20 protein-coding genes and 1 pseudogene are annotated in these 24513 nt (G+C 69.2%); 9 read left to right on the forward strand and 12 right to left on the reverse strand.

Annotated features, from left to right (window positions below; translation table 11 throughout):
* Positions 1-3: 3 nt before the first annotated feature.
* The 4 genes from treY (at position 4) to K883_RS28010 (ending at position 4892) form a co-directional block, all read left to right on the forward strand.
* Positions 4-2313, forward strand: a complete 2310-nt coding sequence (gene treY / locus K883_RS23245) for a malto-oligosyltrehalose synthase (protein WP_020822839.1) — start codon at positions 4-6, stop codon at positions 2311-2313.
* The gene (gene treZ / locus K883_RS23250; RefSeq protein WP_020822840.1) at positions 2306-4042 is read left to right on the forward strand and encodes a malto-oligosyltrehalose trehalohydrolase; all 1737 of its coding nucleotides are present in this window, start codon (positions 2306-2308) and stop codon (positions 4040-4042) included. The genes treY and treZ overlap by 8 nt, the downstream gene beginning before the upstream one ends.
* Positions 4043-4060: 18 nt before the next feature.
* Positions 4061-4666: a mismatch-specific DNA-glycosylase gene (locus K883_RS23255; RefSeq protein ID WP_020822841.1), complete on the forward strand. Its 606-nt coding sequence runs from the start codon at positions 4061-4063 to the stop codon at positions 4664-4666.
* Between the two features lie 61 nt (positions 4667-4727).
* On the forward strand, positions 4728-4892 hold the full coding sequence (locus K883_RS28010) for a hypothetical protein (RefSeq protein WP_014711932.1): 165 nt from the start codon (positions 4728-4730) through the stop codon (positions 4890-4892).
* Positions 4893-4899: 7 nt separating this feature from the next.
* On the opposite strand, the gene K883_RS23260 is transcribed toward K883_RS28010, so the two are convergent.
* Positions 4900-6228 carry an aminotransferase class I/II-fold pyridoxal phosphate-dependent enzyme gene (locus K883_RS23260; RefSeq protein WP_020822842.1) on the reverse strand — a complete coding sequence of 443 codons (1329 nt, stop codon included), beginning with the start codon at positions 6226-6228 and terminating at the stop codon, positions 4900-4902.
* Positions 6229-6256: 28 nt separating this feature from the next.
* On the opposite strand from K883_RS23260, the gene K883_RS23265 reads away from it, so the two are divergent.
* Positions 6257-6937 (forward strand): pyridoxamine 5'-phosphate oxidase family protein, encoded by a 681-nt coding sequence (locus tag K883_RS23265; RefSeq protein WP_020822843.1) that lies wholly within the window; start codon positions 6257-6259, stop codon positions 6935-6937.
* A 2-nt stretch (positions 6938-6939) separates the two neighbouring features.
* Here the strand turns inward: K883_RS23265 and K883_RS23270 are convergent, their stop codons facing one another.
* From K883_RS23270 to fadD11, 6 genes are all read right to left on the reverse strand, one after another.
* Entirely contained in the window at positions 6940-7845 is a 906-nt protein-coding gene (locus tag K883_RS23270) for a phosphatase PAP2 family protein (protein WP_014711935.1), read from the reverse strand.
* A gap of 16 nt (positions 7846-7861) precedes the next feature.
* Entirely contained in the window at positions 7862-9145 is a 1284-nt protein-coding gene (gene ilvA / locus K883_RS23275; RefSeq protein ID WP_020822844.1) for a threonine ammonia-lyase, read from the reverse strand.
* 38 nt (positions 9146-9183) lie between these two features.
* A complete protein-coding gene (locus K883_RS23280) occupies positions 9184-9621 on the reverse strand; it encodes a nitroreductase family deazaflavin-dependent oxidoreductase (protein WP_020822845.1) in 438 nt (145 codons plus the stop codon).
* Between the two features lie 635 nt (positions 9622-10256).
* Entirely contained in the window at positions 10257-11042 is a 786-nt protein-coding gene (locus K883_RS23285) for a DUF6065 family protein (protein WP_020822846.1), read from the reverse strand.
* An 87-nt stretch (positions 11043-11129) separates the two neighbouring features.
* Positions 11130-13034: a lysophospholipid acyltransferase gene (locus K883_RS23290; RefSeq protein WP_020822847.1), complete on the reverse strand. Its 1905-nt coding sequence runs from the start codon at positions 13032-13034 to the stop codon at positions 11130-11132.
* Positions 13031-14857, reverse strand: a complete 1827-nt coding sequence (fadD11, locus tag K883_RS23295; RefSeq protein WP_020822848.1) for a fatty acid--CoA ligase FadD11 — start codon at positions 14855-14857, stop codon at positions 13031-13033. The genes K883_RS23290 and fadD11 overlap by 4 nt, the downstream gene beginning before the upstream one ends.
* Positions 14858-14957: 100 nt before the next feature.
* Here fadD11 and K883_RS23300 point away from each other — a divergent pair, with 100 nt between their 5' ends.
* The gene (locus K883_RS23300; RefSeq protein WP_020822849.1) at positions 14958-15830 is read left to right on the forward strand and encodes a class I SAM-dependent methyltransferase; all 873 of its coding nucleotides are present in this window, start codon (positions 14958-14960) and stop codon (positions 15828-15830) included.
* On the opposite strand, the gene K883_RS23305 is transcribed toward K883_RS23300, so the two are convergent.
* Positions 15809-16198, reverse strand: coding sequence for a helix-turn-helix domain-containing protein (locus tag K883_RS23305; RefSeq protein WP_020822850.1), 390 nt, complete (start codon positions 16196-16198; stop codon positions 15809-15811). The two genes, K883_RS23300 and K883_RS23305, sit on opposite strands and share 22 nt — an antisense overlap.
* Positions 16199-16258: 60 nt before the next feature.
* On the opposite strand from K883_RS23305, the gene K883_RS23310 reads away from it, so the two are divergent.
* On the forward strand, positions 16259-16720 hold the full coding sequence (locus K883_RS23310; RefSeq protein ID WP_036456155.1) for a PPOX class F420-dependent oxidoreductase: 462 nt from the start codon (positions 16259-16261) through the stop codon (positions 16718-16720).
* 69 nt (positions 16721-16789) lie between these two features.
* Here the strand turns inward: K883_RS23310 and dnaE are convergent, their stop codons facing one another.
* The 4 genes from dnaE to K883_RS23330 form a co-directional block, all read right to left on the reverse strand.
* Positions 16790-20323 carry a DNA polymerase III subunit alpha gene (gene dnaE / locus K883_RS23315; protein WP_020822852.1) on the reverse strand — a complete coding sequence of 1178 codons (3534 nt, stop codon included), beginning with the start codon at positions 20321-20323 and terminating at the stop codon, positions 16790-16792.
* Positions 20324-20444: 121 nt separating this feature from the next.
* Positions 20445-20876, reverse strand: a complete 432-nt coding sequence (locus tag K883_RS23320) for a type II toxin-antitoxin system Rv0910 family toxin (protein WP_008257858.1) — start codon at positions 20874-20876, stop codon at positions 20445-20447.
* 325 nt (positions 20877-21201) lie between these two features.
* The gene (locus tag K883_RS23325; RefSeq protein WP_008257860.1) at positions 21202-22005 is read right to left on the reverse strand and encodes an SDR family NAD(P)-dependent oxidoreductase; all 804 of its coding nucleotides are present in this window, start codon (positions 22003-22005) and stop codon (positions 21202-21204) included.
* Positions 22006-22008: 3 nt separating this feature from the next.
* Positions 22009-23049 (reverse strand): SDR family NAD(P)-dependent oxidoreductase, encoded by a 1041-nt coding sequence (locus tag K883_RS23330; protein ID WP_008257863.1) that lies wholly within the window; start codon positions 23047-23049, stop codon positions 22009-22011.
* 221 nt (positions 23050-23270) lie between these two features.
* On the opposite strand from K883_RS23330, the pseudogene K883_RS23335 reads away from it, so the two are divergent.
* Positions 23271-23677 (forward strand): annotated as a pseudogene (locus tag K883_RS23335) (group 1 truncated hemoglobin).
* 42 nt (positions 23678-23719) lie between these two features.
* The gene (locus K883_RS23340) at positions 23720-24478 is read left to right on the forward strand and encodes a class I SAM-dependent methyltransferase (RefSeq protein ID WP_008257865.1); all 759 of its coding nucleotides are present in this window, start codon (positions 23720-23722) and stop codon (positions 24476-24478) included.
* Positions 24479-24513: the final 35 nt, after the last annotated feature.

Genomic DNA, 24513 nt, shown 5'->3' on the forward strand with positions numbered 1-24513 from the left:
CGCATGGAGTTACCCATGCTGTCCACCTATCGGCTGCAGCTGCGTGGTGAATCGAGCGGGTCCGCGTTCACCTTCGCCGACGCGGAAGACCTGCTGGACTACCTGGACGAGCTCGGGGTGACGCACCTGTACCTGTCCCCGATCATGACCGCCACCACCGGGTCGAGCCACGGCTACGACGTCACCGACCCCACGACGGTGTCCCCCGAGCTCGGCGGCCGTGACGGCCTGGCGCGGCTGTCGGCGGCGGCCCGGGCGCGCGGCCTGGGCCTGGTCGTCGACATCGTGCCCAACCACGTCGGAATCGACCAGCCCCGGCAGAACCCCTGGTGGTGGGACGTCCTGCGGAACGGCCGTTCTTCGCCCTACGCAACGTTTTTCGACATCGACTGGGACCTCGACAAGGATGGCCGCATCGTGCTGCCGGTGCTGGGCTCCGACGAGGACGCCGCCGACCTGACCGTCGACGGGGACGTGCTGCGCCTGGGCGATCTGGCGCTGCCGATCGCGCCCGGCACCGCCGGCGGCACCGGTCCCGAGGTGCACGATCGCCAGCACTACCGCCTGGTGGGCTGGCGCAACGGCGTGTGCGGCTACCGCCGGTTCTTCTCGATCACCTCGCTGGCGGGGCTGCGCCAGGAAGACCGCGCGGTCTTCGACGCCACGCACGCCGAAGTCGGGCGGTGGTTCGCCGAGGGGCTCGTCGACGGTGTGCGCATCGATCATCCCGACGGCCTGTCCGATCCGTGCGGCTACCTGGCGTGGTTGCGCGAATTGGTCGGCCCCTCGGCCTGGATCGTGATCGAGAAGATCCTGGCGGTCGACGAGGCGCTCGAGCCCACCCTGCCGGTCGGCGGCACCACCGGTTACGACGTGCTGCGTGAGGTCGGCGGCGTCTTCGTGGATCCGCAGGGCGCCCCGGCGCTGACCGCGCTGGTGGAGTCCTCCGGCGTGGACTACCGGGCGTTGCCGGACATGCTGGCCGACCTCAAGATCCGTTCGGCCACCGACACGTTGGGCAGCGAGCTGTCCCGGCTGCGCCGCAGCATCGCGGCCGCCGCCGGCGCCGACCACCCGCAGCTGCCCGAGGCGGTGGCGGCGTTGCTCACCCACCTCGGGGTCTACCGCAGCGACTACCCCGGCCTGGTCGCGCTGCTGCCCACCGCACTGGCCGAAACCGAGGCGGCCGCACCGGAATTGGGCCCGGCGCTGCAGGTGCTGGCCGCGGCGCTGGCCCGCGACTGCGAGCCGGCCACCCGGCTACAGCAGCTGTGCGGGGCCGTCACCGCCAAGTCGGTCGAGGACTGCCTGTTCTATCGCGACGCCCGGTTGGTATCGCTGAACGAGGTCGGCGGCGAGCCGCACCGCTTCGGGGTCGGCGCGGCCGAGTTCCATCACAGCGCCGCCAGCCGCGCCCGGTTGTGGCCGCAGACCATGACGACGCTGACCACCCACGACACCAAACGCGGAGAGGACGTGCGCGCCCGGATCGGGGTGCTGTCGCAGGTGCCGTCGCTGTGGGCCGAGTTCGTCGCCCGGTGGGAAACCCGCGCCCCCTCCCCCGACCCGGCGACCGGACAGTTCCTGTGGCAGAACATCTTCGGCGTCTGGCCGGTCAACGGGCAGGTCACCCGCGAGCTGCGCGACCGGCTGCACGGCTACGCGGAGAAGGCCATCCGGGAAGCGGCCTGGCGCACCTCGTGGAACGACCCCGACGCCGACTTCGAGGACGCGATCCACCGCTGGCTGGACACGGTGCTCGACGGCCCGGTGGCCGGGCAGCTGACCGAGCTTGTCGCGCAACTCAATCCGCACGCCGCCAGTGACGCGCTGGGGCAGAAGCTGCTGGCGCTGACCGTGCCGGGGATTCCGGACGTCTATCAGGGCACCGAGCTGTGGGACGACAGCCTGGTCGATCCGGACAATCGCCGCCCGGTCGATTACGCGGCCCGGCGCGCCGCCCTGCACGAGTTGCAGCACCCGAAGATCCGGGTCGTCACCACCGCGCTGCGGGTGCGCCGCGCCCACCCGGACACCTTCCTGAGGGGGGAATACGTCCCGGTGCTGGCCGACGGCGACGCGGCCGACCACGTGGTGGCCTTCCGCCGGGGCTCAAATGGCGGCGACATCGTGGTCGCGGTGACCCGCTGGACGGTGCGGCTGGCCGAAACGGGCTGGGGCAACACCGTGTTGCCGCTGCCCGACGGCACCTGGAAAGACGCGCTCACCGGGGCGGTCGCGGACGGACCGACCTCGGCGGCCCAGTTGTTCGCCGACCTGCCGGTCGTGCTGCTGGAGCGACACCATGACTGACTTCCGGGTGTGGGCGCCCAAACCCGAACGGGTCCGGCTCGACGTCGAGGGCGAGGTGCACCCCATGACGCGCTCGCGGGACGGCTGGTGGCATGCGAGCGTGGACACCGCGCCGGACGCCCGCTACGGGTACCTGCTCGACGACGATCCCACCGTGCTGCCCGACCCGCGCTCCGCGCGCCAGCCCGAGGGCGTGCACGCCCGCTCGCAGCTGTGGGACCCGGCGGGCGTGACGTGGACCGACACCGGGTGGGCCGGCCGGTCGGTCGAAGGGGCGGTAATCTACGAGCTGCACCTGGGCACGTTCACCGGCGCCGGGACCCTCGACGCCGCCGTCGACAAGCTGGACTATCTGGTGGACCTCGGCGTGGACTTCGTCGAGCTGATGCCGGTGAATTCCTTTGCCGGCAGCCACGGTTGGGGATACGACGGGGTGTTGTGGTACAGCGTGCACGAACCCTACGGCGGCCCCGACGCGCTGGTGCGCTTCGTCGACACCTGCCACGCAAAGGGGCTGGGCGTGCTGATCGACGCGGTGTTCAACCACCTGGGCCCGTCGGGCAACTACCTGCCGCGGTTCGGACCCTACCTGTCCTCGGCGAGCAACCCGTGGGGCGAGGGCATCAACATCGCCGACGCCGACTCCGACGAGGTCCGCCGCTACATCATCGGCTGCGCGTTGCGCTGGATGCGCGATTTTCATGCCGACGGCCTGCGGCTGGACGCCGTCCACGCGCTGGTGGACACCACCGCCATGCATATCCTCGAAGAACTTGCCACCGAAACCGACTGGCTGGCACAGCAGTTGGGGCGCCCGTTGTCGCTGATCGCCGAGAGCGACCTGAACGACCCGCGGCTGATCACCCCGCGCGACCGCGGCGGCTACGGTCTGACCGCGCAATGGGCCGACGACGTTCATCACGCCATCCACACCGCGGTGTCCGGCGAGCGCCAGGGCTACTACGGCGACTTCGGCAGCCTGGCCACCCTCGCGCACACGTTGCGCCAGGGCTTCTTTCACGCCGCGACCTATTCGTCGTTTCGGCGTCGCCGCCACGGCCGCCCGCTGGACACCGGAGCCATCCCGGCGACCCGCCTGGTCGCCTACACCTGCACCCACGATCAGGTCGGCAACCGCGCCCTCGGGGATCGGCCCTCGCAGAACCTGACCGGCGGCCAACTGGCCGTCAAGGCGGCCCTGGCGCTCGGATCACCCTACACCGCAATGCTTTTCATGGGCGAGGAATACGCGGCGTCCACGCCGTTCCAGTTCTTCAGCTCCCATCCCGAACCGGAGCTGGCGAGGGCCACCGCCGAGGGACGCAAGGCCGAGTTCGCCGAGCACGGCTGGGACGCCGACGAGATCCCCGACCCGCAGGACCCCGAGACGTTCGTGCGCTCCAAGCTGAACTGGGACGAGGTCGACAACGGCGAACACGCCCGCCTGCGCCGGCTGTATCGCGACCTGATCGCGTTGCGGCGCACCGACCCCGACCTCGCCGACCCTTGGCTCGAGCACCTCGCGGTCGACTACGACGAGGACCAGGGCTGGATCGCCGTGTCGCGCGGGCGGCTGCGCATCGTGTGTAACCTGGGCGCCGAGCCGGTACGGGTGCCGGTCGGCGGCGACGTCGTGCTGGCCTGGGACGAGCCGGCCGTCGACGCCGATGGCGCTGTGCTGCAAGGGCATTCGTTCGCGATACTGCGGGCCACCGGCGGCCCCAGCTGAACACGGCTTCGTCACACCATGGATGAACTCCGCTTCACCCGGGAGCAGCTGAAGCGGTTTTACGGTAGCACTGTGCCCGACCTGATCTCCGATCACATCCGACTGCTGTTCGTGGGCATCAACCCCGGCCTGAGAACCGCTGCGGTACAAGCGCATTTCGCGCCTCGCGGCAATCGGTTCTGGCCGGCATTGTACCGGGCCGGCATCACCGATCACTTGATCGACGCCTCGTCGGGGTTTACACCGGACGATCGGAAATACTTGTTGCGCCGCGGGATTGGCATCACCAACCTGGTCGGCAGGGCGACCGCGGGCGCGGACGAGCTCACCGGCGCCGAACTGATCAGCGGCCGGCGAAAACTGGACCGGATGGTTGAAGACTTCTCGCCGCGCGTCGTTGCAGTCCTCGGCATCACCGCATATCGAGACGCTTTCGGTCAGCGCCGCGCTGCGGCCGGCAAGCAGGCGTCGCCGTATCGCGCAACCGAACTGTGGGTGGTCCCCAACCCCAGTGGCCGCAACGCGCATTCGACGTTGTCGAGCCTGACGGCCGCATACGGCGAAGTCGCCCGCGCAGCCGGAATCCTTGCCAGTTCTTCGGCTCGCAGCTCGAGCCGGAGCTGATCCCGGCGGGCTGTGGATAACTGAGTGGCGGCGGCGGTGTGTCGACCCCGATGATGCGGCCATGAATCATTCTGAATTCGGTCACAAACTGCGGCGGATCTGCTCGCACAATCCGACCCGCCGCGGCCTGAGCGCCCGGCGCACCGTGCGCCGCGACGCGCCGCCCAACCCCACCATCGAGCTGTTGTGGACGGGCCCCGGCCCGGGTGACGACGAGACCGCCTGACCTGCGGCTACACGATGGGCCGGCCGTCGGGGCGCACCGCCTGGGCGACCGCGTCGGCGAGTGGATCGATCTCGTCGGGCGCCAGGTCCGAGATCGTCAGCCGGATCCCCGCCGGAGTCCGCATGCGGAACCGGGCGCCCGGCGCCGCCGCCCAGCCGGCGCCGAGCAGCCGTGAGATCGCGACCGCCTCGTCGGGAACCGGCACCCACACGTTGAGCCCGGACCGTCCGTGCGCGTCGAGACCGCGGCCGGCCAGGGCGCCGCACAGCCGCGACCGGCGGTCGGCGTAGCGCCGCTCGGCGTCGGCGACCAGCTCGGCTGCCGCGCTGTCGGACCACAGGCCGACGGCCAGCCGCTGCAACAGGTGGCTGACCCAGCCCGGCCCGAGCCGCAGGCGGCCATGCACGCGCTCGACGGTCCGGCGGTCACCCGCCAGCACGGCCACGCGCAGGTCCGGCCCGTAGGCCTTGGACGCCGAGCGGACGAACGCCCAGTGGGCGGTGCACCCGGCCAAGGTGCGCAGCGGTACGCCGGCGATGCCCGCGCAGTGATCGTCCTCGACCACCAGCAGGTCCTCGGCGCGGCGGGCCAACACCTCACGCAGGCCCTCGGCGCGATCCGCCGATAGCGCGGCGCCCGTCGGGTTCTGCGCGCGGTTGGTCACGACCAGCGCGCGTGCCCCGCGCCCGAGGGCCCGGGCCAGGTCGGCGGTCAACGGGCCGTCGTCGTCCACGCGCACCGGCTCGGCCGAAAGCCCCAGGGCGGCAAGAAGATCGAGCAGGTTCGCCCACCCCGGATCCTCGATGGCGACCCGATCGCCGGGGCGCAGATGCGCGGTGAGCGCGCGCTCGATGCCGTCCAGCGCGCCGCTGGTCACCGCCAGGTGTTCGGCGGGCACCCCGTCTGCGGTCAGCGCGTGGCGGGCGAACTCCTCCAGCGCCGGCGAGATCGCCGGCCCGCCGTAGAGCACGGGCGCGGCGGGCGCCGGTGCGGGCGGGGCGGCGCCCGCGATGGGCAGCAGGTGCGGGTTCGGGTTGCCGGTCGACAGGTCGCGCACGCCCGCGGGCACCTCGAGCCCGAGCAGCGAACGCGGGCTGGTCGCCGGCCGGTGCCGCACCCGGGTGCCCCGGCGGCCGGCGGTCTCGACGGCGCCGCGATCGCGCAGCAGGCGGTAGGCCGCGGCGGCGGTGTTGGCGTTCACGCCGAGCTGCGTGGCCAGCTCGCGGACCGGCGGCAGCGCGTCGCCGGGGGTCAGCGAGCCGGCCGAGATCGCCGCTTCGATGCTCGCGGCTATGGAATCCGCGCCGGTTCCGGTTATGCTGTTTTGTACTGGCACGCATTATATTATGTACTAGGACAAATCAATGGGCAATTTCGTGGACAGCGCATACCCGCCGACCTCACGCACCACCCCGACCCGCTACCGGGAACGCGCCCGCTACGACCGTCGCACCGTCCACGACATCCTGGACGAGGCGCTGGTCTGCCATCTGGGGTACCTGAGCGCCGGCCGCCCGGTGGTCCTGCCGACCACGCACGCCCGGCTGGACGAGACGCTCTACCTGCACGGTTCGACCGGCGGCGGCCCGCTTTTGGCGGCGCGGGCGGCCGAGGCAGCGGGTTCGGGCCTGCCGGTGTGCGTCACCGTCACCCTGGTCGACGGGCTGGTGCTGGCGCGCTCGGCGATGCACCACTCGGTGAACTTCCGCTCGGTGGTCGCGGTGGGTGAGGCGCGCGTGGTCGACGACCCGGCGGAGAAGTCGCGGGCGCTGGGCTGCCTGCTCGACCACATCGCGCCCGGGCGCGCCGCCGACTGCCGGGCCCCCGACGCCCGCGAGCTCGCCGCGACCGGGGTGCTCGCGCTCGACCTCGCCGAGGTGTCGGCCAAGGTGCGCGGCGGTCCCCCGGCCGACGACCCGCAGGACCTCCCGCTGCCCCACTGGGCCGGCGTCGTGCCGCTGACCCTGACGGCCGGGACCCCGGTGCCGGCCGACGACCTCGATCCCGCCATTCCCGCGCCGCCATACCTGGACCGGCGCCGCTGAGCTCACGCCCCCGGTTGCCGGTCGCGGGCCCGTCGGGTGTTGTCCCACCAGGTTCCGACGACCATGACCGCTCCCGCCCAGGCCATGCCCAGCAGCCAGCCCGCGAGCACGTCGCTGAGGTAGTGGACGCCCAGGTAGACGCGCGAGAACCCGATCAGGAACCCCGCGCCGATCGTGACGGCCCACACCGTCACGCGCCCGGTCCAGCCCCGGATCAGCCAGCGCGTCAATATCCACGCGGAGATGACCATGATCGCCGCGGTGCCGGTGGCGTGTCCGGAGGGAAACGAGTACCCGTCCGCGTCGACGAGGGCGAACGGCAGGGCCGGGCGATTCCGCCCCACCAAGGCCTTGGCGGTGAAGAGCATCAACGGGACCCCGGCGCCGCACGCCAAGGCGAGCACCACCGGGCGCCACGACCCGCACCGCCAGCCGGCGACCATGGCAATCGGCAGGGCGAACGCGGCCAGGAACAGGGGGCCGCCCGCGACGGTGATCGTCCGCAGGACGGTGGTCAGCCACAGGTCACGATGGGTCGCAAGCCACCGGGTCACCGGGTGGTCGATCACGGCGATGCCGTCGCCCTCGAGCACGTCGTCGAGCACTTCGGTGAAGCCGACCGCCAGCGTCACGACCACGGCCAGCCCGAGCAGTAGCGCCACGGCGGCGACCTCGCTGATCGGGAGCCGGCCGGCCAGCTCCCGCCAGCGGTCGCTGATCCGCTCGCGCGCCCACGCCAGCGTTTCGCCGATCACGGCGACGCCCGACACCCTCTCCCGCAGGCCCCGCAGCAGGCGCCCGCGCCGGGCGACCCAGATGGCCGCCCACGCGAGCAGCACGAGCCAGGCGATGGTGGCGGCGCTGACGACCCCGAAACCGGGGGTCCCGGGTCCATACGGCTCGTGCATCAATTGCGGCCCGAGACTAGAGCAGCAGGTAGCGGTAGGCGGGCGACCCGGGTTTCAGGCTTTCGACGTGCAGCTCCGTCGCGCGCATCCTCGACAGCAGGCCGTCCAGGTCGGCCGAGGATCCCAACTGGATGCCGACGAGCGCCTCGCCGGTCTCCCGGTTGTTGCGCTTGACGTACTCGAAGAGCGTGATGTCGTCGTTGGGTCCGAGCACCTCGTCGAGGAACCGGCGCAGGGCGCCGGGCTCCTGCGGGAAGTCGACCAGGAAGTAGTGCTTGAGGCCGAGGTGGACCAGCGAGCGCTCCAGCACTTCGCCGTAACGCGAGACGTCGTTGTTGCCGCCCGAGATCAGGCACACCACCGTCGAGCCGGGCTCGATATCGGCGTCCAGCAATCCCGTCACCGACAGGGCGCCCGCGGGTTCGGCGATGATGCCCTCGTTCTGGTAGAGGTCGAGCATCGTGGTGCACACCGCTCCCTCGTCGACCGCGGTGATCGACACCATGTCGCCGGCGGCCGCCAGCGCGGCGTAGGTCAGGTCGCCGGCGCGGCGCACCGCGGCGCCGTCGACGAACTGGTCGACGTGATCCAGCGTCACCGGCTCGCCGGCGGACAGGGCGGCCATCATCGCCGCGGCGCCGGCCGGCTCGACGCCGAGCACCGAGGTGTTCTCGGTCCGCTCGGCGAGGTAGCTGGTGATGCCGGCGATGCAGCCGCCGCCGCCGACCGGGACCACCACCAGGTCCGGCTCGGTCTCGAGTTGGTCGAGCAGTTCGACGGCGATGGTGCCCTGGCCCGCCATGGTGCGCGGGTCGTCGTAGGGCGGGACCAGGGTGGCGCCGGTGCTTTCCACGTCGGCCAGCGCGGCCTCGGCGGCAAGGTCGTAGGTCGTGCCACCGACGATCAGCTCGATGAAGTCCCCGCCGTGGTAGCGGATCCGGTCACGCTTTTGCATGGGCGTTTTGGCGGGCACGTAGACGCGTCCGTGCACCTGCAACATCCGGCACGCGTAGGCGAAGCCCTGGGCGTGGTTGCCCGCCGACGAGCACACCACGCCCGCGGCCAGCTCCGTCTCGGAGAGCTGAACCAGCAGGTTGTAGGCGCCCCGCAGTTTGTAGGAGCGCACGATCTGCAGGTCCTCGCGCTTGAGGTAGACCCGCGCGCCGGTGATGGCCGATAACCGGTCGCTGAACTGCAACGGTGTCGGCGTCACGACGGCCGCGATCCGCTTGGCCGCGGTGTCGATGTCCGCCGCGGTCAGCGGCGCGACGCTCGGAGGACGGCTCAATTCAGCGGACACTGATTAATGGTGCCATGCCAGCTGGCCAACTCCGGAATTCAGCCGACCGGGGTCAGCACGAACACCGGGATCTGGCGGTCGGTCTTGGTCTGATACTCGGCGTACTCCGGCCAGGCCTCGACGGCCCGCTCCCACCAGGTGGCCTTCTCGTCGCCGAACACCTCGCGGGCGTCGTAGTCGCGGGTGACGGAGCCGTCCTGCAACTCCACCCGGGGGTTCTTCTTGATGTTGTGGTACCAGACCGGGTTTTTCGGCGCCCCACCGAGCGAGGCGACGACGGCGTACTGACCCTCGTGCTCGACCCGCATCAGCGGCGTCTTGCGGAGTTTGCCGGTCTTGGCGCCGACCGTGGTCAGCAGGATGATCGGCTTGCCCTTCATGTCGGCGGCCTCGGCGCCCCCCGACGCGGCGTACTTGTCGGCTTGCTCGCGAGACCAATCCCAGGGCGACGGCTCGTACTCTCCAGAAAGCGGCATGCCACCAACTTTAAGCGCGGCGCCCCGTCTGCGGTGACTGAGTTCGCCACAGGGGCCGCACCGGCCCCACGGGTCACGGCTCGAGGGACATCTCGAGGGACATAGTGCCAATGCCCATCTCCGAGCGACAACGGCCGGTTCTCATTGTTCGTGGCACATGGCGATCTCTCCCTTGCTCACCCTCGTGGCGCTGCGGCCGTCACGCGACGCGGTCAAGCACAGCAAGACGCAAACCATCGACGGCTGTGAACCGCGGCGCGCCCAGCCACACTCAAAGCATGCGCTTCGCGCTCGAGGTCCCAGATCTATGACCGCCCAGCCTGATTCGCCAACACGATCAGCGGCCGCCCAACGGCTGCGCTGCCGAAGGCCAGCCACGCGGTTGGCTTATCCGTGCGGCGAGCGGTTTCACCCCTCAGTGGCCGCGGTGACTAGCAGATGACGGCCGGGCCGCCGGTGAGGGGGCAGTAGGGAGGTACGCAGCTCACCGAGGTTGTTGAGACCGCGAAGGCGAGCAACAGCGCAAACAAGACCCTCGTAACCTTGTTCATAACTAGAAAGTGTAGGTCCGGCCAGGACCCCCAGGTGGGTTACGGCTCGTCCACACCGCTGTCGCTGGGAGGCGGGCAATCGCGCTAGTCCCGGTGCTCGGGTTCGTGCGCGGCGAAGGGACGCAGGCGGCGCTTCGTCTGGTGGTCGTCGGCCCCGGACTCGCCGTCGGCGTGGCGGCCCCGGGTGTAGTCGCCCTGCCACGGCACCCGCTCGCCGGGGGCGCCGTCGGCCGTCTCCTGCTCGCGTCCCAGCGCGCCGCGTGAGCCCAGGAAGAACTCGTGCTTGCGATGCAGTTCGTCGTCGGACTCGATGGGCCGAAGTTCGGGGGCGAACTCCTCCAGTTCGGCGCGGCGCTGCGGGACGATCATGCAGATCGGCTCGTCGACCTCGAAGCGCACCGGCATGAACTCGCGGGTGAATTTCCAGTTCATGCTGAAACTCGAACTGGACCAATCGGTTTCGACGACGCCTTCCAACGCGGAGATGGCGTCCTTGGGATGGTTCGCCGGACCCCGCACCAACAGGTTGTAGCCCGGCGGGGTGCGAAACAGCATCGGCAGGTGCCAGGTCAAGATGCCGTAGCCGAAGTGGCTGGAGGGCAGGAACTGGCCGCTCTCGCGGGTGTCGGGCGCGATCATCAGGCTGGTGCGGTCGTCCCCGCCCATCCACGTCGCCGTGAACGCGTTGCGGTTGCGCACCTCCCAGCCGCTCTGATTGGCGATCAGCATCGGTAGGCACCGGTGGGGCCAGCCCTGACGCATCTCCGACATCCACGTGCGACCGATCGGCGCGGGGGTGATCTGCGGCGCGATCTCATGGGTGATGTACCCGATCAGCGGGCGGGCCTGCCCGGTCGACTCGTCACTCATCAGATCCTCGCTTCACCGATAGGGCCAACGCACTATCGCGACCAAACGTTAATGGTCCGTGAACCCACGCGCCCGGTGGACGAGTGATCAGCAGGTCCTGGCCAACTCCGCGATGGCGTTGACCCGCCTGACCGCGGTGGCGATCTCGTCGGCGAACTCGCGCCGGCGTCGGGCGATGTCCGGCTCCTCGGCGCCGTCGACCAACTCGCGATGCCGGGCCAGTCGCAGCGCCGTCTTGAACAACTCCATCGACCGCGACTCGGCGCTGGCGATCCTGCGCTGCAACTCCCATTGCTTGCCTACCTCGAGGCACTCGGCGAGAAACGCGTCCTCGTCGAACGATTCGTCGTCGTAGGCGGCGAGCCGGTCGGCCACGATGTGGTAGGCGTCGAGGAACGGGCGCAACACGAGGTGCGCCAGCAGCACGTCAGCCTTTTCCAGGAGGCCGCGTACGTCGGCCGCGTGGGCGGCCTTGCGGGTGTCGTCCACCCGTCCGATCAGGCGCACCTCGTCGGCGAGCTCCTTCTCGAACTGCGCGCGCGCCGAGAACAGGAACTCGAATTTCAGCAGCTCGCGCAGGCGGAGCGCCTCGTCGCGCACGGCCGTCGGCTGGACCAGGCCCTCGACCGAGGCCTCGGCGTCTTCGACGGCGGCCAGCAGCGCCGTCTCGGCGATCGCGCGGTCGACCACGATGTGAATGGCGGCGTTGCGGTAGAACGCGGCGACCAGGTGCTGCTCGGCCCCGATGCCCCAGACCGGTTCGGTGCCGGCGTCGTACACGCTCACGACGCCGGAGGCGACCAGCTGGTGCAGGGTCCAGCGGATGGTGGAGCGATTCGTCAGGTCGGCGGCGCCGGCCACCGTCCAGTTGCGCGCCGCGATGTAGCTCGCCAGCGGCCGCACGGTGGCCAGCACCTCGCTGATCGACAGCGAGCGGTCGGCGCCCAGCAGCGCGAGGCTCACCACCGCGGTCGGGGTGACGGGCGTGGCGCGGTTGATCCGGTGCTCGACGTCCAGCGCGATGCGTTCGATCTCGGTGCTGGCGCCGGACTCTGATGTTTTTTGCAAGGCGCGCAGCTCCTCGAGGCGCTTGCGCAGCGGCAGCGGTTCACCGAAGTCGAGGTAGGCGCGGCCCAATCGCTCACCCTGCTGGCGCGCCAACCGGATCAGGAAGCGGAAGTCTTCCGGCCGCTTCGTCGCGCCGTAGGCCTCGGTGGTCATGGCCTCCACCTCGTGCAGCTGGTCGTACACGATCGAGGTCGGCACCAAATACACTTCGGGACCGTCGATTTCGTCGACCGCGTCGGCGATGTATCGCAAGATCCCGAACACCGGGGGCCGCAGTTTGCCCGTCCTGGTTCGGCCGCCTTCGATGGACCACGTCATGTTGGCGTGGTCTTGCACCAGCTGCGCGGCGTACGCGCGCAAGACGAAGCGGTAGACGGGAATGTCCTTCGTCTGACGCCGGATGAAGATCGTCCCGGTTCGCTTGGCCCAGGCGCCCATCGGGAAGAAGTTCAAGTTGGCGCCGCCGAACGTGAGCGCCGGCGAGAGCCGGTTCGCCTGGATCACTTCGGGCAGCAGCAGCCCGTCCAGATACGAGCGATGCGAAAAGGCAAACGCCAGAGTGGCTTTGCGATCCAGCCTGCGCAGCTGGGCGATCTGGTCCTCGTCGACCAGCACGTCGTAGGCCCGCATCAGCCAGCAACTGAAGCTGCGCCAGGCCCGCACCGCCCGCTCGTCCAGCGAGGGCGCCATCTCCCGCAGGTAGGACGCGGCCTCGGCGCGCACGGCGGAAGGATCGCGGCCGAGGTCGTCGGCCAGCTTGCTCAGCCGCTCGTCATACCATGGCGCGCGCAGCAATCGGGCGACCTCGGCCGGGTCGGTCGCCAGGGGCGTCGTCGACTCCTCGATGAGGCCGGTGCGCTGCAACAGCTTTCGCGCTCCGACGCGACCGATCTCGCGGGCGGTGCCCGCCGGCCCGCCGATCATGCCGGCTGCACCGTTGCGGCGCCGGAGGGCTCGTGCACCTCGGGCGGCGGGTCGAGCGCGTAGAGCTCTTCGATCTCCTCGGCGTACTTGGCCATGATCGGCTTGCGCTTGAGTTTCATCGTCAGCGTGATCTCGTCGCCGCCGGGCTCCCACAGCGTGGGCAGGATGCGGAACCGTTTGATCTGTTCCACCCTAGAGAGTTTCGCGTTGCCGGCGGCCACCCCGGCGGCGATCTGGGCGACGACCTCCGGGTCGGCCGCCAGCGCGGCGGGCGACGCGTCGGACAGCCCGCGTTGAGCGGCATACGGGCCGACCGAGTCGGCGTCGAAGACCATGAGCGCGGTGTTGTAGGGCCGTCCGTCGCCGATGGTGATCATCACCCCGACCATCGGGCACGCGGCCAGGATGGAGTTCTCAATGTTGGCCGGCGACATGTTCTTTCCGGCCGCGTTGATGATCAGCTCCTTCTTCCGGTCCACCACCCGCAGGTAGCCCTGCGCGTCGGCCTCGAGGATGTCGCCGGTGTGCAGCCACCCGTCGGCGTCGATCGCCTCGGCCGTCTTCGCCGGCTCCTTACGGTAGCCCTTCATCACCAGCGGGCCGCGCACCAGAAACTCGCCGTCGTCGGCGATCTTGCCCTCGAGCCCGGGGAGCAGCTTGCCGACGGAGCCGAGCCGCGCCTCGCGGGGGTGGCTGACGGTGGCGACGCAGCTCAGCTCCGACATCCCCCAGACCTCGGCGATCGGAATGCCGATGCCGGCGAAGAAGGCCAGCGTCTCCTTGGGGATGGGCGCCGCCCCGGAGACCGCCCAGCGCAGGTCGCCGAAGCCGAGGCGCTCGCGCAGCTTCGACAGCACCAGCTCGTCGGCCGTGGCCCATTCGGCGGCCAGATCATCGGGCATCGGCTCTGAGGCCACCAGTGCGGCGGCACGCTTGGCGGCCACCGACATCGCCCACTGCAACGCCTGGCGCGTGGCCTCGTCCGCCTCGTTGGCGATCGCGAATTCGATTCCCGCCTTGAGCTTTTCCCAGACCCGGGGCACCGCTCCCCACACGGTGGGCCGCGCGTCGGGCAGCGCGGCGGCAATCGCGCGTGGGTCGGAGACCACCGTCACCTGGGCGCCGAACACCTCCAGGCTGTACAGGCCCATCACCCGGTCGGCAATGTGCGCCGTCGGCAGAAACGACGTGACGCGGTCGGCGTACCGGCTGGGCAGCACGGCGGTGAAGGCATACATCTCGAAGAGCAGGTTGGCGTGGGTCATCTCCACGCCCTTGGGATTCCCGGTGGTCCCGGAGGTGTAGATGAGCGTGGCGACGTCGCCGGATTGCACCGCCCGCCAGGTGGTTTCGAAGTCGAAATCTGTTGGGGCGGCGGCATACAGGTCATCCACGGAGAGGGTGCCGGGCGGCGAGCCGTCGATGCAGACGATGTGCTCGATGGGTGCGCCGCTGGCGCGGATGCGGTCCACGTACTGCGCCTCGCAGATGGCGACCTTGGTGCCGGCGTTGTCGAACAGATACGTCAGCTGCTCGGCCGGCAACGTGCTGTACACGGAAAACGATGTGGCGCCGAGGTGTTGAGCGCCGATTTCGAAGGGGTAGAACTCGATCCGGTTGGCCATCATCAGCGACACCGTGTCGCCCCGCCGCACCCCCAGGCCCGCCAGCCCGGCGGCGACCTTGCGCACCTGGGTCGCGAGCTCTCGCCACGTCAACGTCTGGGTGTCACCGGGCGTGCGGAGCGCGACGGCATTCGGGTCGATCGCGGCGGTGCGCTGGAACGCCTCGCACAGGGTGGCCGGATGCTCGGCAGTCGTCATTTCCGTAGCGTACGTCGGTGGTCAGCGAGCACGGAATACATTGATCGAATTCTTCGGTGCGGCAACGACGCCGCTCGGGTCACCTAGTACGTTGGCGATTATGCGGTCCGAACCGGGTTTTGACGTACACGATCTTTCCCCACTTGAGCAGACCGCGTTGCTGACCCAGTACGCGCGAGCGCTCGACAGCCGTTGGCCACGGCCCATCCTGGGCGACACGCTCGCCGACGACACCGTCCGCAAGATCGACTACGACTTCGGCGCGCTCGGCATCCCCAGGAGTGTGGTCTGCCAGTCGGCCCTGCGGGCCAAGATGCTCGATGACCGGGTCCGGGGTTTCACCGCCGTCCACCCCGATGCGGTCGTGGTGGACCTCGGCGCCGGTTTGGACACGGGCCTGTTTCGAGTCGCCCCGCCCGCCACGGTGGACTGGTACAGCGTCGACCTGCCGCGTGTCATTGCGTTGCGCGAAAAGCTGCTGCCGACGAGCCGGCAAGCCCACTCGGTCGTCGCATCGGTGGCCGACGAGAGCTGGCCCCAGACCATCCCCAGCGATCGGCCGACCATGGTCATCGCGGACGGGCTGTTCGCGTTTTTGTCCGAGGCGGTGATCGTCGGCGTCTTCCGTCGCATCACCGAACACTTCAAATCCGGGGAGCTGGCCTTCAACGACTACGGGCACATCGGTTGGTTCAGCCGCCTTGCGGTCAGGCTGGCCCCACAGCAGATGTTCAGCCAGGTTGGTGCGCAGTGGGGCTATTCGGGCTTCAAAGACGCGCGGGTGCCGCAGACGTGGAATCCGCGGTTGAGGTTGGTCGAAGAATCCAGCCTGGCGCACGCTCCTGAGGTCGAGTTGTTTCCGGGCTGGATTCGGTTGGCTACCAAGATGTCCGGAAAGTTCAAGGCGTCCGCCCGTAAAGCGCGGATACTCCGTTACCGGTTCGAGCCGGCTCAGACCGGCGGTGCGGTGTGAATGCCGCACGTACAGGCGTCAATTGACGGACACGTGCAGCGCATCCCCCACTCGATGACCGCGCGGGCGCGGGCCAGCGATTCCAGCTGGGCGTCGATCTCGGCGAGTTTCGCCTCGGCGAGGGCGCGGCTGGCCGGCCGTCCGGGCGCGTCGTCGGCGAACAGCAGCTGGATCTCGTCGAGCGAGAACCCCGCGGACTTGCACAGCGCGATCACCTCGAGCCGGGACAGAATCGAGTCGTCGTAGCGACGCTGGCCGCCTCGCCGCGTCGGCTCGGGCACCAGGCCGATCTGCTCGTAGTAGCGCAGCGTCGTCGCGGCGACCCCGGTTTGGCGGGATATCTCCCCGATGGTGCGGCCGCCGGCCATGGCGCCTCCCGACGATTCGATGCTTGACTTAGAGCCAACTCTAAGTCCTTGACTGTGGTGATGGCTATCCCCGCACGCCCCTCACGAGCGGAACTGGACGGATCCCGCTACGCCCTGCTCCGGTCCTTTCGCCGCGACGGCACCGCCGTCGACACCCCGATCTGGTTCGCGTTCGACGGCGACGGATTGGTGTTCCGAACGAAGGTGGGCCCCAAGACCCGGCGGCTGGCCACGCGCGGCGACGTCGAACTGGTGGCCTGCGATTACCGAGGCCGGGTGCGTCCGGGCGCGAAGACGCCGTGGGTGCCCGGCCGCGCCACCGTCCTTTCTGGCGCCGACGCCGAGCGGGCGAACCGCGTGCTGCACCGCCGTTATGGCTGGCAGTGGAACATCGTGCCGCTGATCAAGGTGCCGGGCGTGACCAACGTGCACCGGGATCTGTGTCTGCGCGAGAAGGTGCGGCGCGCGCGAGACCGCGGGGTGTGGCCGGACAGCGTCATCGTGCGGGTGCAGCTCGCCTGAGCGTTTGCGAGCGTGCGCCCAGCGTCACACTCGTCGGCGAGTGCGCGGCCGGCTGCACGCTCGGCGCCGCTAGCCGCCCAGGCAGCCCGGGCCGAGCAGCTCCTTGAGGTCACCCATCAACGCCGGCGACGGCGTCACCCGAAGCGACGCATCGAGTTCCAGCGTGGTGATCCGGTCCCCACTGATCAGCCGCAGATGCACCTGCGAGGTCCCCGGATGCCGCGCCAGCACCTGCTTGAGCGCGCTGACCTTGTCGATGGTGCACTGCCGCGTCGGCAGGCTGACCGCGATCGGCCGGTTCACCTGGGCGCTGGAAAAGTCCGGCACCACAAGCTCGTTGGCGATCAGGCTGATCCGGTCGTCGCGGATGGCCACCTTGGCGTTGATCAGCACGACGGAGTCATCGGCGATGTCGGCGCCATAGGTGGAATACGCGTGCGGGAAGAACATCACCTCGATGCCGCCGGTGAGGTCCTCCAATTGCGCTGACGCCCAAGGCATCCCGTTCTTGTTGACCCGCCGGTTGACCGACGCGAGGATGCCGCCCACGCGCACCTGGGTCTCGTTGGGCACGTCACCGTCGAGGATGGCCGGGATCTGGGTGTCCACCTGCGCGGCCAGCAGGTGCGCCACCCCGTTGAGCGGATGCCCGGACACGTAGAGGCCCAGCATCTCCCGCTCCAGCGCGAGCTTGTGCTTGTCCTCCCACTCGTCGTCGGGCACCTTGATGGTGAACACCGCTTCGGTGCACCCGTCGTCGCCGCCGAACAGATCGAACTGGCCGATCGCCTCGGCCTTCTTGGTGCCCAGCACCGAATCGACCGCGTCGGTGTGCACCAGGAACAAGCCCTTGCGGGCGTGACCGAGCGAGTCGAACGCGCCGGCCTTGATCAGCGACTCGGTGACCTTCTTGTTGCAGGCGGCGATGTCGATCTTGTTCAGGTAGTCCGAGAAGTCGGTGAACTTGCCCTTGCCGTTGCGGGTGCTGATCAGCGAACCCACCACGTTGGCGCCGACGTTGCGCACCGCACCCAGCCCGAAACGGATGTCCGTTCCGACCGAGGCGAAGTTCACCAGCGATTCGTTGACGTCGGGCGGCAACACCGTGATGCCCAGCTTGCGGCAGTCGGCCAGGTAGACGGCGGCCTTGTCCTTGTCGTCACCCACCGAGGTCAGCAGCCCGGCCATGTACTCGGCCGGATAGTTGGCCTTCAGGTAGGCGGTCCAGTACGAGACCAGGCCGTAGCCGGCCGCGTGTGATTTGTTGAACGCGTACCCGGCGAACGGAAGGATGGTGTCCCACAACGCCTTCACCGCTTTTTCGGAGAAGCCGTTGGCGGTCATGCCCTCGTAGAAACCCTTGTACTCGGCCTCGAGCACCTCGAGCTTCTTCTTGCCCATGGCCTTGCGCAGCGCGTCGGCCTTGCCCATGGTGTAGGAGGCGACCTTCTGGGCGATGAACATGATCTGCTCTTGGTAGACGATCAAACCGTAAGTCTCGGAAAGGATCTCGCGCAGCGGCTCCTCGAGCTCGGGGTGAATCGGCTTGATCGGCTGGCGGCCGTTCTTGCGGTCGGCGTAGTCGTTGTGGGCGTTCATGCCCATCGGGCCGGGGCGGTACAGCGCCAGCACCGCGACGATGTCGTTGAACTCGGTGGGCTGCATGCGGCGCAGCAGATCGCGCATGGGCCCGCCGTCGAGCTGGAACACGCCCAGGGTGTCGCCGCGGCCCAACAGCTCATAGGTGGGTCCGTCATCCAGCGGGACGGATTCCAGGTCGAGGTCAATTCCCCTGTTGGCCTTGATGTTATCCAGGGCGTCGCCGATGATCGTCAGGTTGCGCAGGCCCAGGAAATCCATCTTCAGCAGGCCGATGGCCTCACACGACGGGTAGTCCCAGCCGGTGATGATGGCGCCGTCCTGCGGCCGCTTCCACAGCGGAATGGCCTCGGTCAGCGGCTCGCTGCTCATGATCACCGCACACGCGTGCACCCCGGCGTTGCGGATCAGGCCTTCCAGCCCACGCGCGGTCTGGTAGATGGTGCGCACGTCGGGGTCGGTCTCGATCAGTCCGCGGACCTCGGCGGCCTCCTTGTACCGCTCGTGGGCGGGATCGGTGATCCCCGAGAGCGGGATGTCCTTGGCCATGATCGGCGGCGGCAGCGCCTTGGTGATCCGGTCGGCGATGGCGAAGCCGGGCTGGCCGTAGTGGATGCGTGCCGAATCCTTCAGGGCCGCTTTGGTTTTGATGGTGCCGAAGGTGATGACCTGGGCGACGCGGTCGGAGCCCCACTTGTCGGCGGCGTAGCGCACCATCTCGCCGCGACGGCGGTCGTCGAAGTCGATGTCGATGTCGGGCGCGGACGGACGTTCCGGGTTGAGGAACCGCTCGAACAGCAGGCCGTGCGGGATGGGATCGATGTTGGTGATGCCCAGCGCGTAGGCCACCAGCGACCCCGCCGCCGAACCGCGCCCGGGCCCCACCCGGATGTCGACCGACCGGGCGTAGTTGATCAGGTCGGCGACGATCAAAAAGTACGACGGGAAACCCTTGTCGCAGATGACCTTGATCTCGTACTCGGCCCGGTCGATGTAGTCCTGCCCGACGCCGGACGGGAAGCGGCGCGCCAGCCCCTCCATCACCTCGTGGTGCAGCCAGCTCGCCTGGTCGTGCCCCTCGGGCACCGGGAAGATCGGCATCCGGTCGCGCGGCGCCCAGACCTCGTCGTAGGGCTGCACCCGCTCGGCGATCAACAGGGTGGAGTCGCAGGCGCCGGGGACCTCGTCGTCCCAGATGCGGCGCATCTCGGCGGCCGACTTCAGGTAGTAGCCGTCGCCGTCGAACTTGAACCGGTTGGGGTCCGAGAGCGTCTTGCCGGTCTGCACGCACAACAGCGCCTCGTGGTTGTGGGCGGCGTCGCGGGTGACGTAGTGGCAGTCGTTGGTGGCCAGCGGCGGAATGCCCAGCTTGCGGCCGATCTCGAGCAGCCCGTCGCGGACCCGCTGCTCGATGGACAGCCCGTGGTCCATCAGCTCGAGGAAGTAGTTGTCGGCGCCGAAGATCTCGCGCCACTTGGCCGCCGACTCCAGCGCCTCGCGGTCGTGACCGAGGCGCAGCCGGGTCTGCACCTCCCCCGAGGGGCAGCCGGTGGTGGCGATGATGCCCTCGGCGTGTTCGGCGATGATCTCGGCGTCCATCCGCGACCACTTGCCGAGCTGGCCCTCGAACGACGCCAACGAGGACAGCTTGAACAGGTTGCGCAGGCCGGTGGGCGTCTCGGCCACCATCGTCATGTGCGTGTAGGAGCCGCTGCCCGAGACGTCGTCGGACTTCTGGCCGGGGTCACCCCACAGGATCCGCCGGGTGTCGAACCGCGACGCGGGCGCGATGTAGGCCTCGACGCCGATGATCGGCTTGATCCCGGCCTTGGTCGCCGCGTTGTAGAACTCGCTGGCGCCGAACATGTTTCCGTGGTCGGTCATCCCGACCGCGGGCATTTGCAGCCGGTCCACCTCGGCGAGCATCGGCGCGATCTTCGCGGCACCGTCCAACATCGAGTACTCGGTGTGGTTATGCAGGTGCACGAAGGACGAGTGGTTCATAGGGACGCCAGTCTATGACCGCGGACCGACACGAGTTGGGCGTGTCGGGGCGTGTGTCACGGATGATTTCGGAGGCGACCCTTCGCGCCCGGCTGCGCAGCGCTTGCGATCGCCACAGGGTTTATCCGTACAACTCGACGAAGTTTTTCAACGACTTCTGCACGTCGCCTTTGACGGCGCGGGCCGCCGCCGCGCCCACCGGACCGAACAGCGGGCGCCCGCCCAGTTCCAGGCGCAGGCCGAGCGTCGAGCCCTCGCCGGTGGGCCGCACGGTGAGTGAAACGGCGTATTTGGTGCCGCCCTTGCCCGAGCCCGCCATCGCGACCTCGTGCGGCGGGTCCCACTTGGTCACCGTCCAGGTCACCCGGTTGCGGAAGCCCTTGGCGCGGGCCACGCCGACGACTTGGCTGCCTTCGCCGAGCTCGTCGGGCAGCTCGCTGCGCCAGCCCTCGTGCATGACCAGCCAGTCGCCCAGGTCCGACAGATCGGAGACCCGGTCCCACATCTGCTGGGGGCTCATCGGTACGTCGGCGGTCATCTCCACGGCGGCCACCGACTGAGCTTAGCCCGGCGTCACATCCGTCACTTGGGTCGCGCCTCACATCCGTCACTCGGGTCGCGCCGGGGAGGGATATGGTCTTGTGCCCACCTCCGCGCGACAACGGGAAGCGACGCGGGGCGACAACGGGAGGCGACGCGGGGCGACAACGAGAGGCGACGCGGGGCGACAACGAGAGGCGACGCGGGGCGACAACAGGAGGCGACGCGCGCCATCACATTTGTCGCTCGGAGGTGGGCAATTCGTCAGTCTCCCGACGGAGGGACGGGTGTGGCGCGTGAGACGAAACAGCGCGTGAGACGAACACGCGCCATATACCTCAGTGTTTGGGCCCGCCGCGAAATCGGTTGCCGATCCGGATGCCCGGCAGCAGCAGGCTGCGCGGCGCAAACCGCCCGCCCGTGCTGACCACCTTGGGCACCACGCCGGGCACCACCGTGCGGCGGCCGGACAGCATGCCGCCGATCGCCGCCTCGGCCACGTCGCGCGGCGAAACCTGAGCGAGCGGAATGCTGAACCGCTCGGCGTTGGCGATCTCCGCCCACTCGGTCGGCACCGGCCCCGGGCACAGGCAGGTCACCGACACCCCGGTGTCGTGCAGCTCCTCGTGCACGGCTTCGGAGAACGTCTGCACGAACGCCTTGGTGGCCGAATAGACGGCCATGTACGGAACCGGCTGAAAGCCGGCGATCGAGGCGATGTTCATCACCGCGCCGGCGCCGCGCTCGACCATCCCGGGCAAGGCCGCGTGGGTGAGTTCCATCAGCGCCAGCGCGTTGAGGGTGACCTCCTCGCTCTCGCGTTCCACCGGCAATTCGTGGAAGACGCCGCTGGTGCCGAAGCCGGCGCTGTTGCACAGCCCGGCGATCGGCTCCGCGCGCAGCCGGCTCGCCAGCTTGGCGCGCTCCTGCTCGTCGCTGAGGTCCAGCGGGAGCACCTCGACCGCCACCGAGTACTCCTGGCCGACCTCGTTGGCCAGCTCGTCGAGGCGCTCGCGGCGCCGCGCCACCAGCAGCAGCGGGAAGCCGCGGCGGGCCAGGCCGCGAGCCAGTTCGGCGCCGATGCCCGAGGAGGCCCCGGTGATGACGACGGTGGTCTGGATGTCAGGTTTCGGAAGGCTCATGTCTCACCAATGTATCCCGCGGGTCGCCCGCACAAACGTTTCGCTTCGTCTATCGAATTCCGTTGTGTCGCTTGTCGATTGATCACCCTTCGCGGCGCTGGAGTCACCGAACATGGTGAACGCCCGGTTGCGCACCCGGTCCATCACCGCCGGGTTGACCGCATCGGCGACGGCGGCGAACTGCCCGAACGGCGAGCTGGCCCGGCGCGGCCGGTGCACGATCGCGTCCGCGATCACCCCGGCCGCCTGCTCGGGCGTCAGCGCCGGGAACTTGTCGTACAGCGTGGTCGGGCTGATCATCGGCGTGCGCACCAAAGCCATGTGCACGGTGGTGAACTTGACGCCGTCGTTGACGGTCTCGGCCTGCAGCGAGTCGCACAGGCTGTCCAGCGCGGCCTTGCTGGCGATGTAGGCCCCGAAGCGGGGCGCCCGCGTCTGCACACCCACCGAGGAGACGTTGACGATGTGCCCATACCCCCGCTCGCGCATCCCGGGGATGAACTTGAGAATCAGCTGGACCGCGCCCAGGTAGTTCAGCTGCATGGTCCGCTGATAGTCGTGGATGCGGTCGTAGGACAGCTCCAGCGATCGGCGAATCGACCGCCCGGCATTGTTGATCAGGACATCGACGCCGCCGAGCTCGTCGAGCACCTGATCGGCCATGGCCGCGATGGCGTCCATGTCGGACAGGTCGCAGGGGTAGACGTGGGCGGCCCCGCCGGCACCGCTGATTTCGTCCGCGACCTTCTCGAGGTTTTCCCGGGTGCGGGCGACCAGCGCCACGGTCCCCCCGGCCTCGGCGATCTTCTTCGCGGCGGCCTCGCCGATGCCCGACGATCCCCCGGTGATCAGGATGGTCTTGTCGCGGACGGCTTCCTCGAGCGTGCGGCCCTGCACCGCGTCGAGCAGATTCCTCAGATAGAACGGCCGATACCGGCCCGCCGAGTTCGGGGTGTTGACGAGGTGAGACACCGTCGCCAGCGGCTTTTCCACCAAGCTCCCCAGCGAGCTCTCCACCAAGTTCGTCAAGTCGCCAAGGTTCATCGGCGTTCGCTCCTGGACAGTGATGTGACGCGGGTCATACCGCCAACCTAGGTCATCAGGCCCCCGCCCCGATGCGGATTGCACTCATGTGGCCCGCCACGCCCTCTCACGGTCCACCCATCACGATCGCCACCGATAGGCAATCCGCTTGTTACACACAGCAATCCGGACGTGATCGCGCACTAACCGACGGGCAACGCCCGGATGTTCCAATCGGCCTTATGAAAATTCTGGCGCGCTTCCGCAAGCCTGAACCGGGCACCATCTACGACCGGATCGGCGGGCACGAGGCGATCGAGGTCGCCGTCGACGACTTCTACGTCCGAGTGCTTGCGGACGACGAACTCGCCGGCTTCTTCGCCGGCACGAACATGAACCGCCTCAAGGGCAAAAGGTCGAGTTCTTCGCCGCGGCGCTGGGCGGCCCGGAGCCTTACACCGGCGCACCGATGAAGCAGGTGCATCAGGGCCGCGGAATCACCATGCACCACTTCGGTTTGGTGGCCGCGCATCTTGCCGATGCGCTGGCAGCCGCCGGGGTGCCGCCCGAGACGGTGACCGAGATCCTCGGTGCGATCGCGCCGTTGGCGCCCGAGATCGCGACGGGCGACGCCAAGGCGACGGTCTGAGCGCGCGTGCTATCCGTCTCGAACGGTGCCTAGCATGCTGACATGCGGCGCACATTTGACGACCTGATCGCGGAGGCGGAGGCCGCCCCGGTCGACGGCTGGGATTTCTCGTGGCTGGACGGCCGGGCGACCGAGGAACGCCCGTCGTGGGGCTACCAGCGCCTGCTGCGGCAACGGTTGGCGAGCGTGTCGGCCGCGCTGGACATTCACACCGGAGGCGGCGAGGTGCTCGCCGGCGCCGCCCCCTTCCCGCCCACCATGGCGGCCATCGAGACGTGGCCTCCCAACGCCGCCCTGGCCACGCAACGCCTGCATCCGCTGGGCGCGGTGGTCGTCGCGACGCGGGACGAGCCGCCACTGCCGTTCGCCGATGACGCGTTCGACCTGGTGACCACGCGCCATCCGATCTCCGTCTGGTGGACCGAGATCTTTCGGGTGCTCCGCCCCGGCGGCAGCTACTTCGCGCAGCACATCGGCCCCGCCACGATGGCCGAGTTGGTCGAGTACTTCATCGGGCCCCAACCGGAGAAAGGGACCGAGTTTCACCCCGACGCCGTGCGCGCGCAGGCCGAGGCGGCCGGGCTGCAGATCGTCGATCTGCGCATGGAGCGGATGCGCGCGGAGTTCTTCGACATCGGCGCCATCGTCTACTTCCTACGCAAGGTGATCTGGTCGGTGCCCGACTTCACCGTCCAGCGCTACCGCGACCGGCTGGCCGAACTGCACGAGCGCATCGAGTCCGAGGGGCCGTTCGTCACCGACTCCGTGCGGCTGCTCGTCGAGGCCCGTAAGCCCAGCTGAGCGATCGCAAGCGCGGCGAAGCCGGGCGCGACCAT

Origin of the sequence: Mycobacterium sp. TKK-01-0059, assembly GCF_000709305.1 — a bacterium.
Lineage (GTDB): Bacteria > Actinomycetota > Actinomycetes > Mycobacteriales > Mycobacteriaceae > Mycobacterium > Mycobacterium intracellulare.

Excerpts from the sequence above, each read along its gene's own strand:
- treY (WP_020822839.1), top strand. The coding sequence starts at position 4 with ATGGAGTTACCCATGCTGTCCACCTATCGGCTGCAGCTGCGTGGTGAA.
- treZ (WP_020822840.1), top strand. The coding sequence starts at position 2,306 with ATGACTGACTTCCGGGTGTGGGCGCCCAAACCCGAACGGGTCCGGCTC.
- K883_RS23255 (WP_020822841.1), top strand. The coding sequence starts at position 4,061 with ATGGATGAACTCCGCTTCACCCGGGAGCAGCTGAAGCGGTTTTACGGT.
- K883_RS28010 (WP_014711932.1), top strand. The coding sequence starts at position 4,728 with ATGAATCATTCTGAATTCGGTCACAAACTGCGGCGGATCTGCTCGCAC.
- K883_RS23265 (WP_020822843.1), top strand. The coding sequence starts at position 6,257 with ATGGGCAATTTCGTGGACAGCGCATACCCGCCGACCTCACGCACCACC.
- K883_RS23270 (WP_014711935.1), bottom strand. The coding sequence starts at position 7,845 with ATGCACGAGCCGTATGGACCCGGGACCCCCGGTTTCGGGGTCGTCAGC.
- K883_RS23280 (WP_020822845.1), bottom strand. The coding sequence starts at position 9,621 with ATGCCGCTTTCTGGAGAGTACGAGCCGTCGCCCTGGGATTGGTCTCGC.
- K883_RS23285 (WP_020822846.1), bottom strand. The coding sequence starts at position 11,042 with ATGAGTGACGAGTCGACCGGGCAGGCCCGCCCGCTGATCGGGTACATC.
- K883_RS23290 (WP_020822847.1), bottom strand. The coding sequence starts at position 13,034 with ATGATCGGCGGGCCGGCGGGCACCGCCCGCGAGATCGGTCGCGTCGGA.
- fadD11 (WP_020822848.1), bottom strand. The coding sequence starts at position 14,857 with ATGACGACTGCCGAGCATCCGGCCACCCTGTGCGAGGCGTTCCAGCGC.
- K883_RS23300 (WP_020822849.1), top strand. The coding sequence starts at position 14,958 with ATGCGGTCCGAACCGGGTTTTGACGTACACGATCTTTCCCCACTTGAG.
- K883_RS23305 (WP_020822850.1), bottom strand. The coding sequence starts at position 16,198 with ATGGCCGGCGGCCGCACCATCGGGGAGATATCCCGCCAAACCGGGGTC.
- K883_RS23310 (WP_036456155.1), top strand. The coding sequence starts at position 16,259 with ATGGCTATCCCCGCACGCCCCTCACGAGCGGAACTGGACGGATCCCGC.
- dnaE (WP_020822852.1), bottom strand. The coding sequence starts at position 20,323 with ATGAACCACTCGTCCTTCGTGCACCTGCATAACCACACCGAGTACTCG.
- K883_RS23325 (WP_008257860.1), bottom strand. The coding sequence starts at position 22,005 with ATGAGCCTTCCGAAACCTGACATCCAGACCACCGTCGTCATCACCGGG.
- K883_RS23330 (WP_008257863.1), bottom strand. The coding sequence starts at position 23,049 with ATGAACCTTGGCGACTTGACGAACTTGGTGGAGAGCTCGCTGGGGAGC.
- K883_RS23340 (WP_008257865.1), top strand. The coding sequence starts at position 23,720 with ATGCGGCGCACATTTGACGACCTGATCGCGGAGGCGGAGGCCGCCCCG.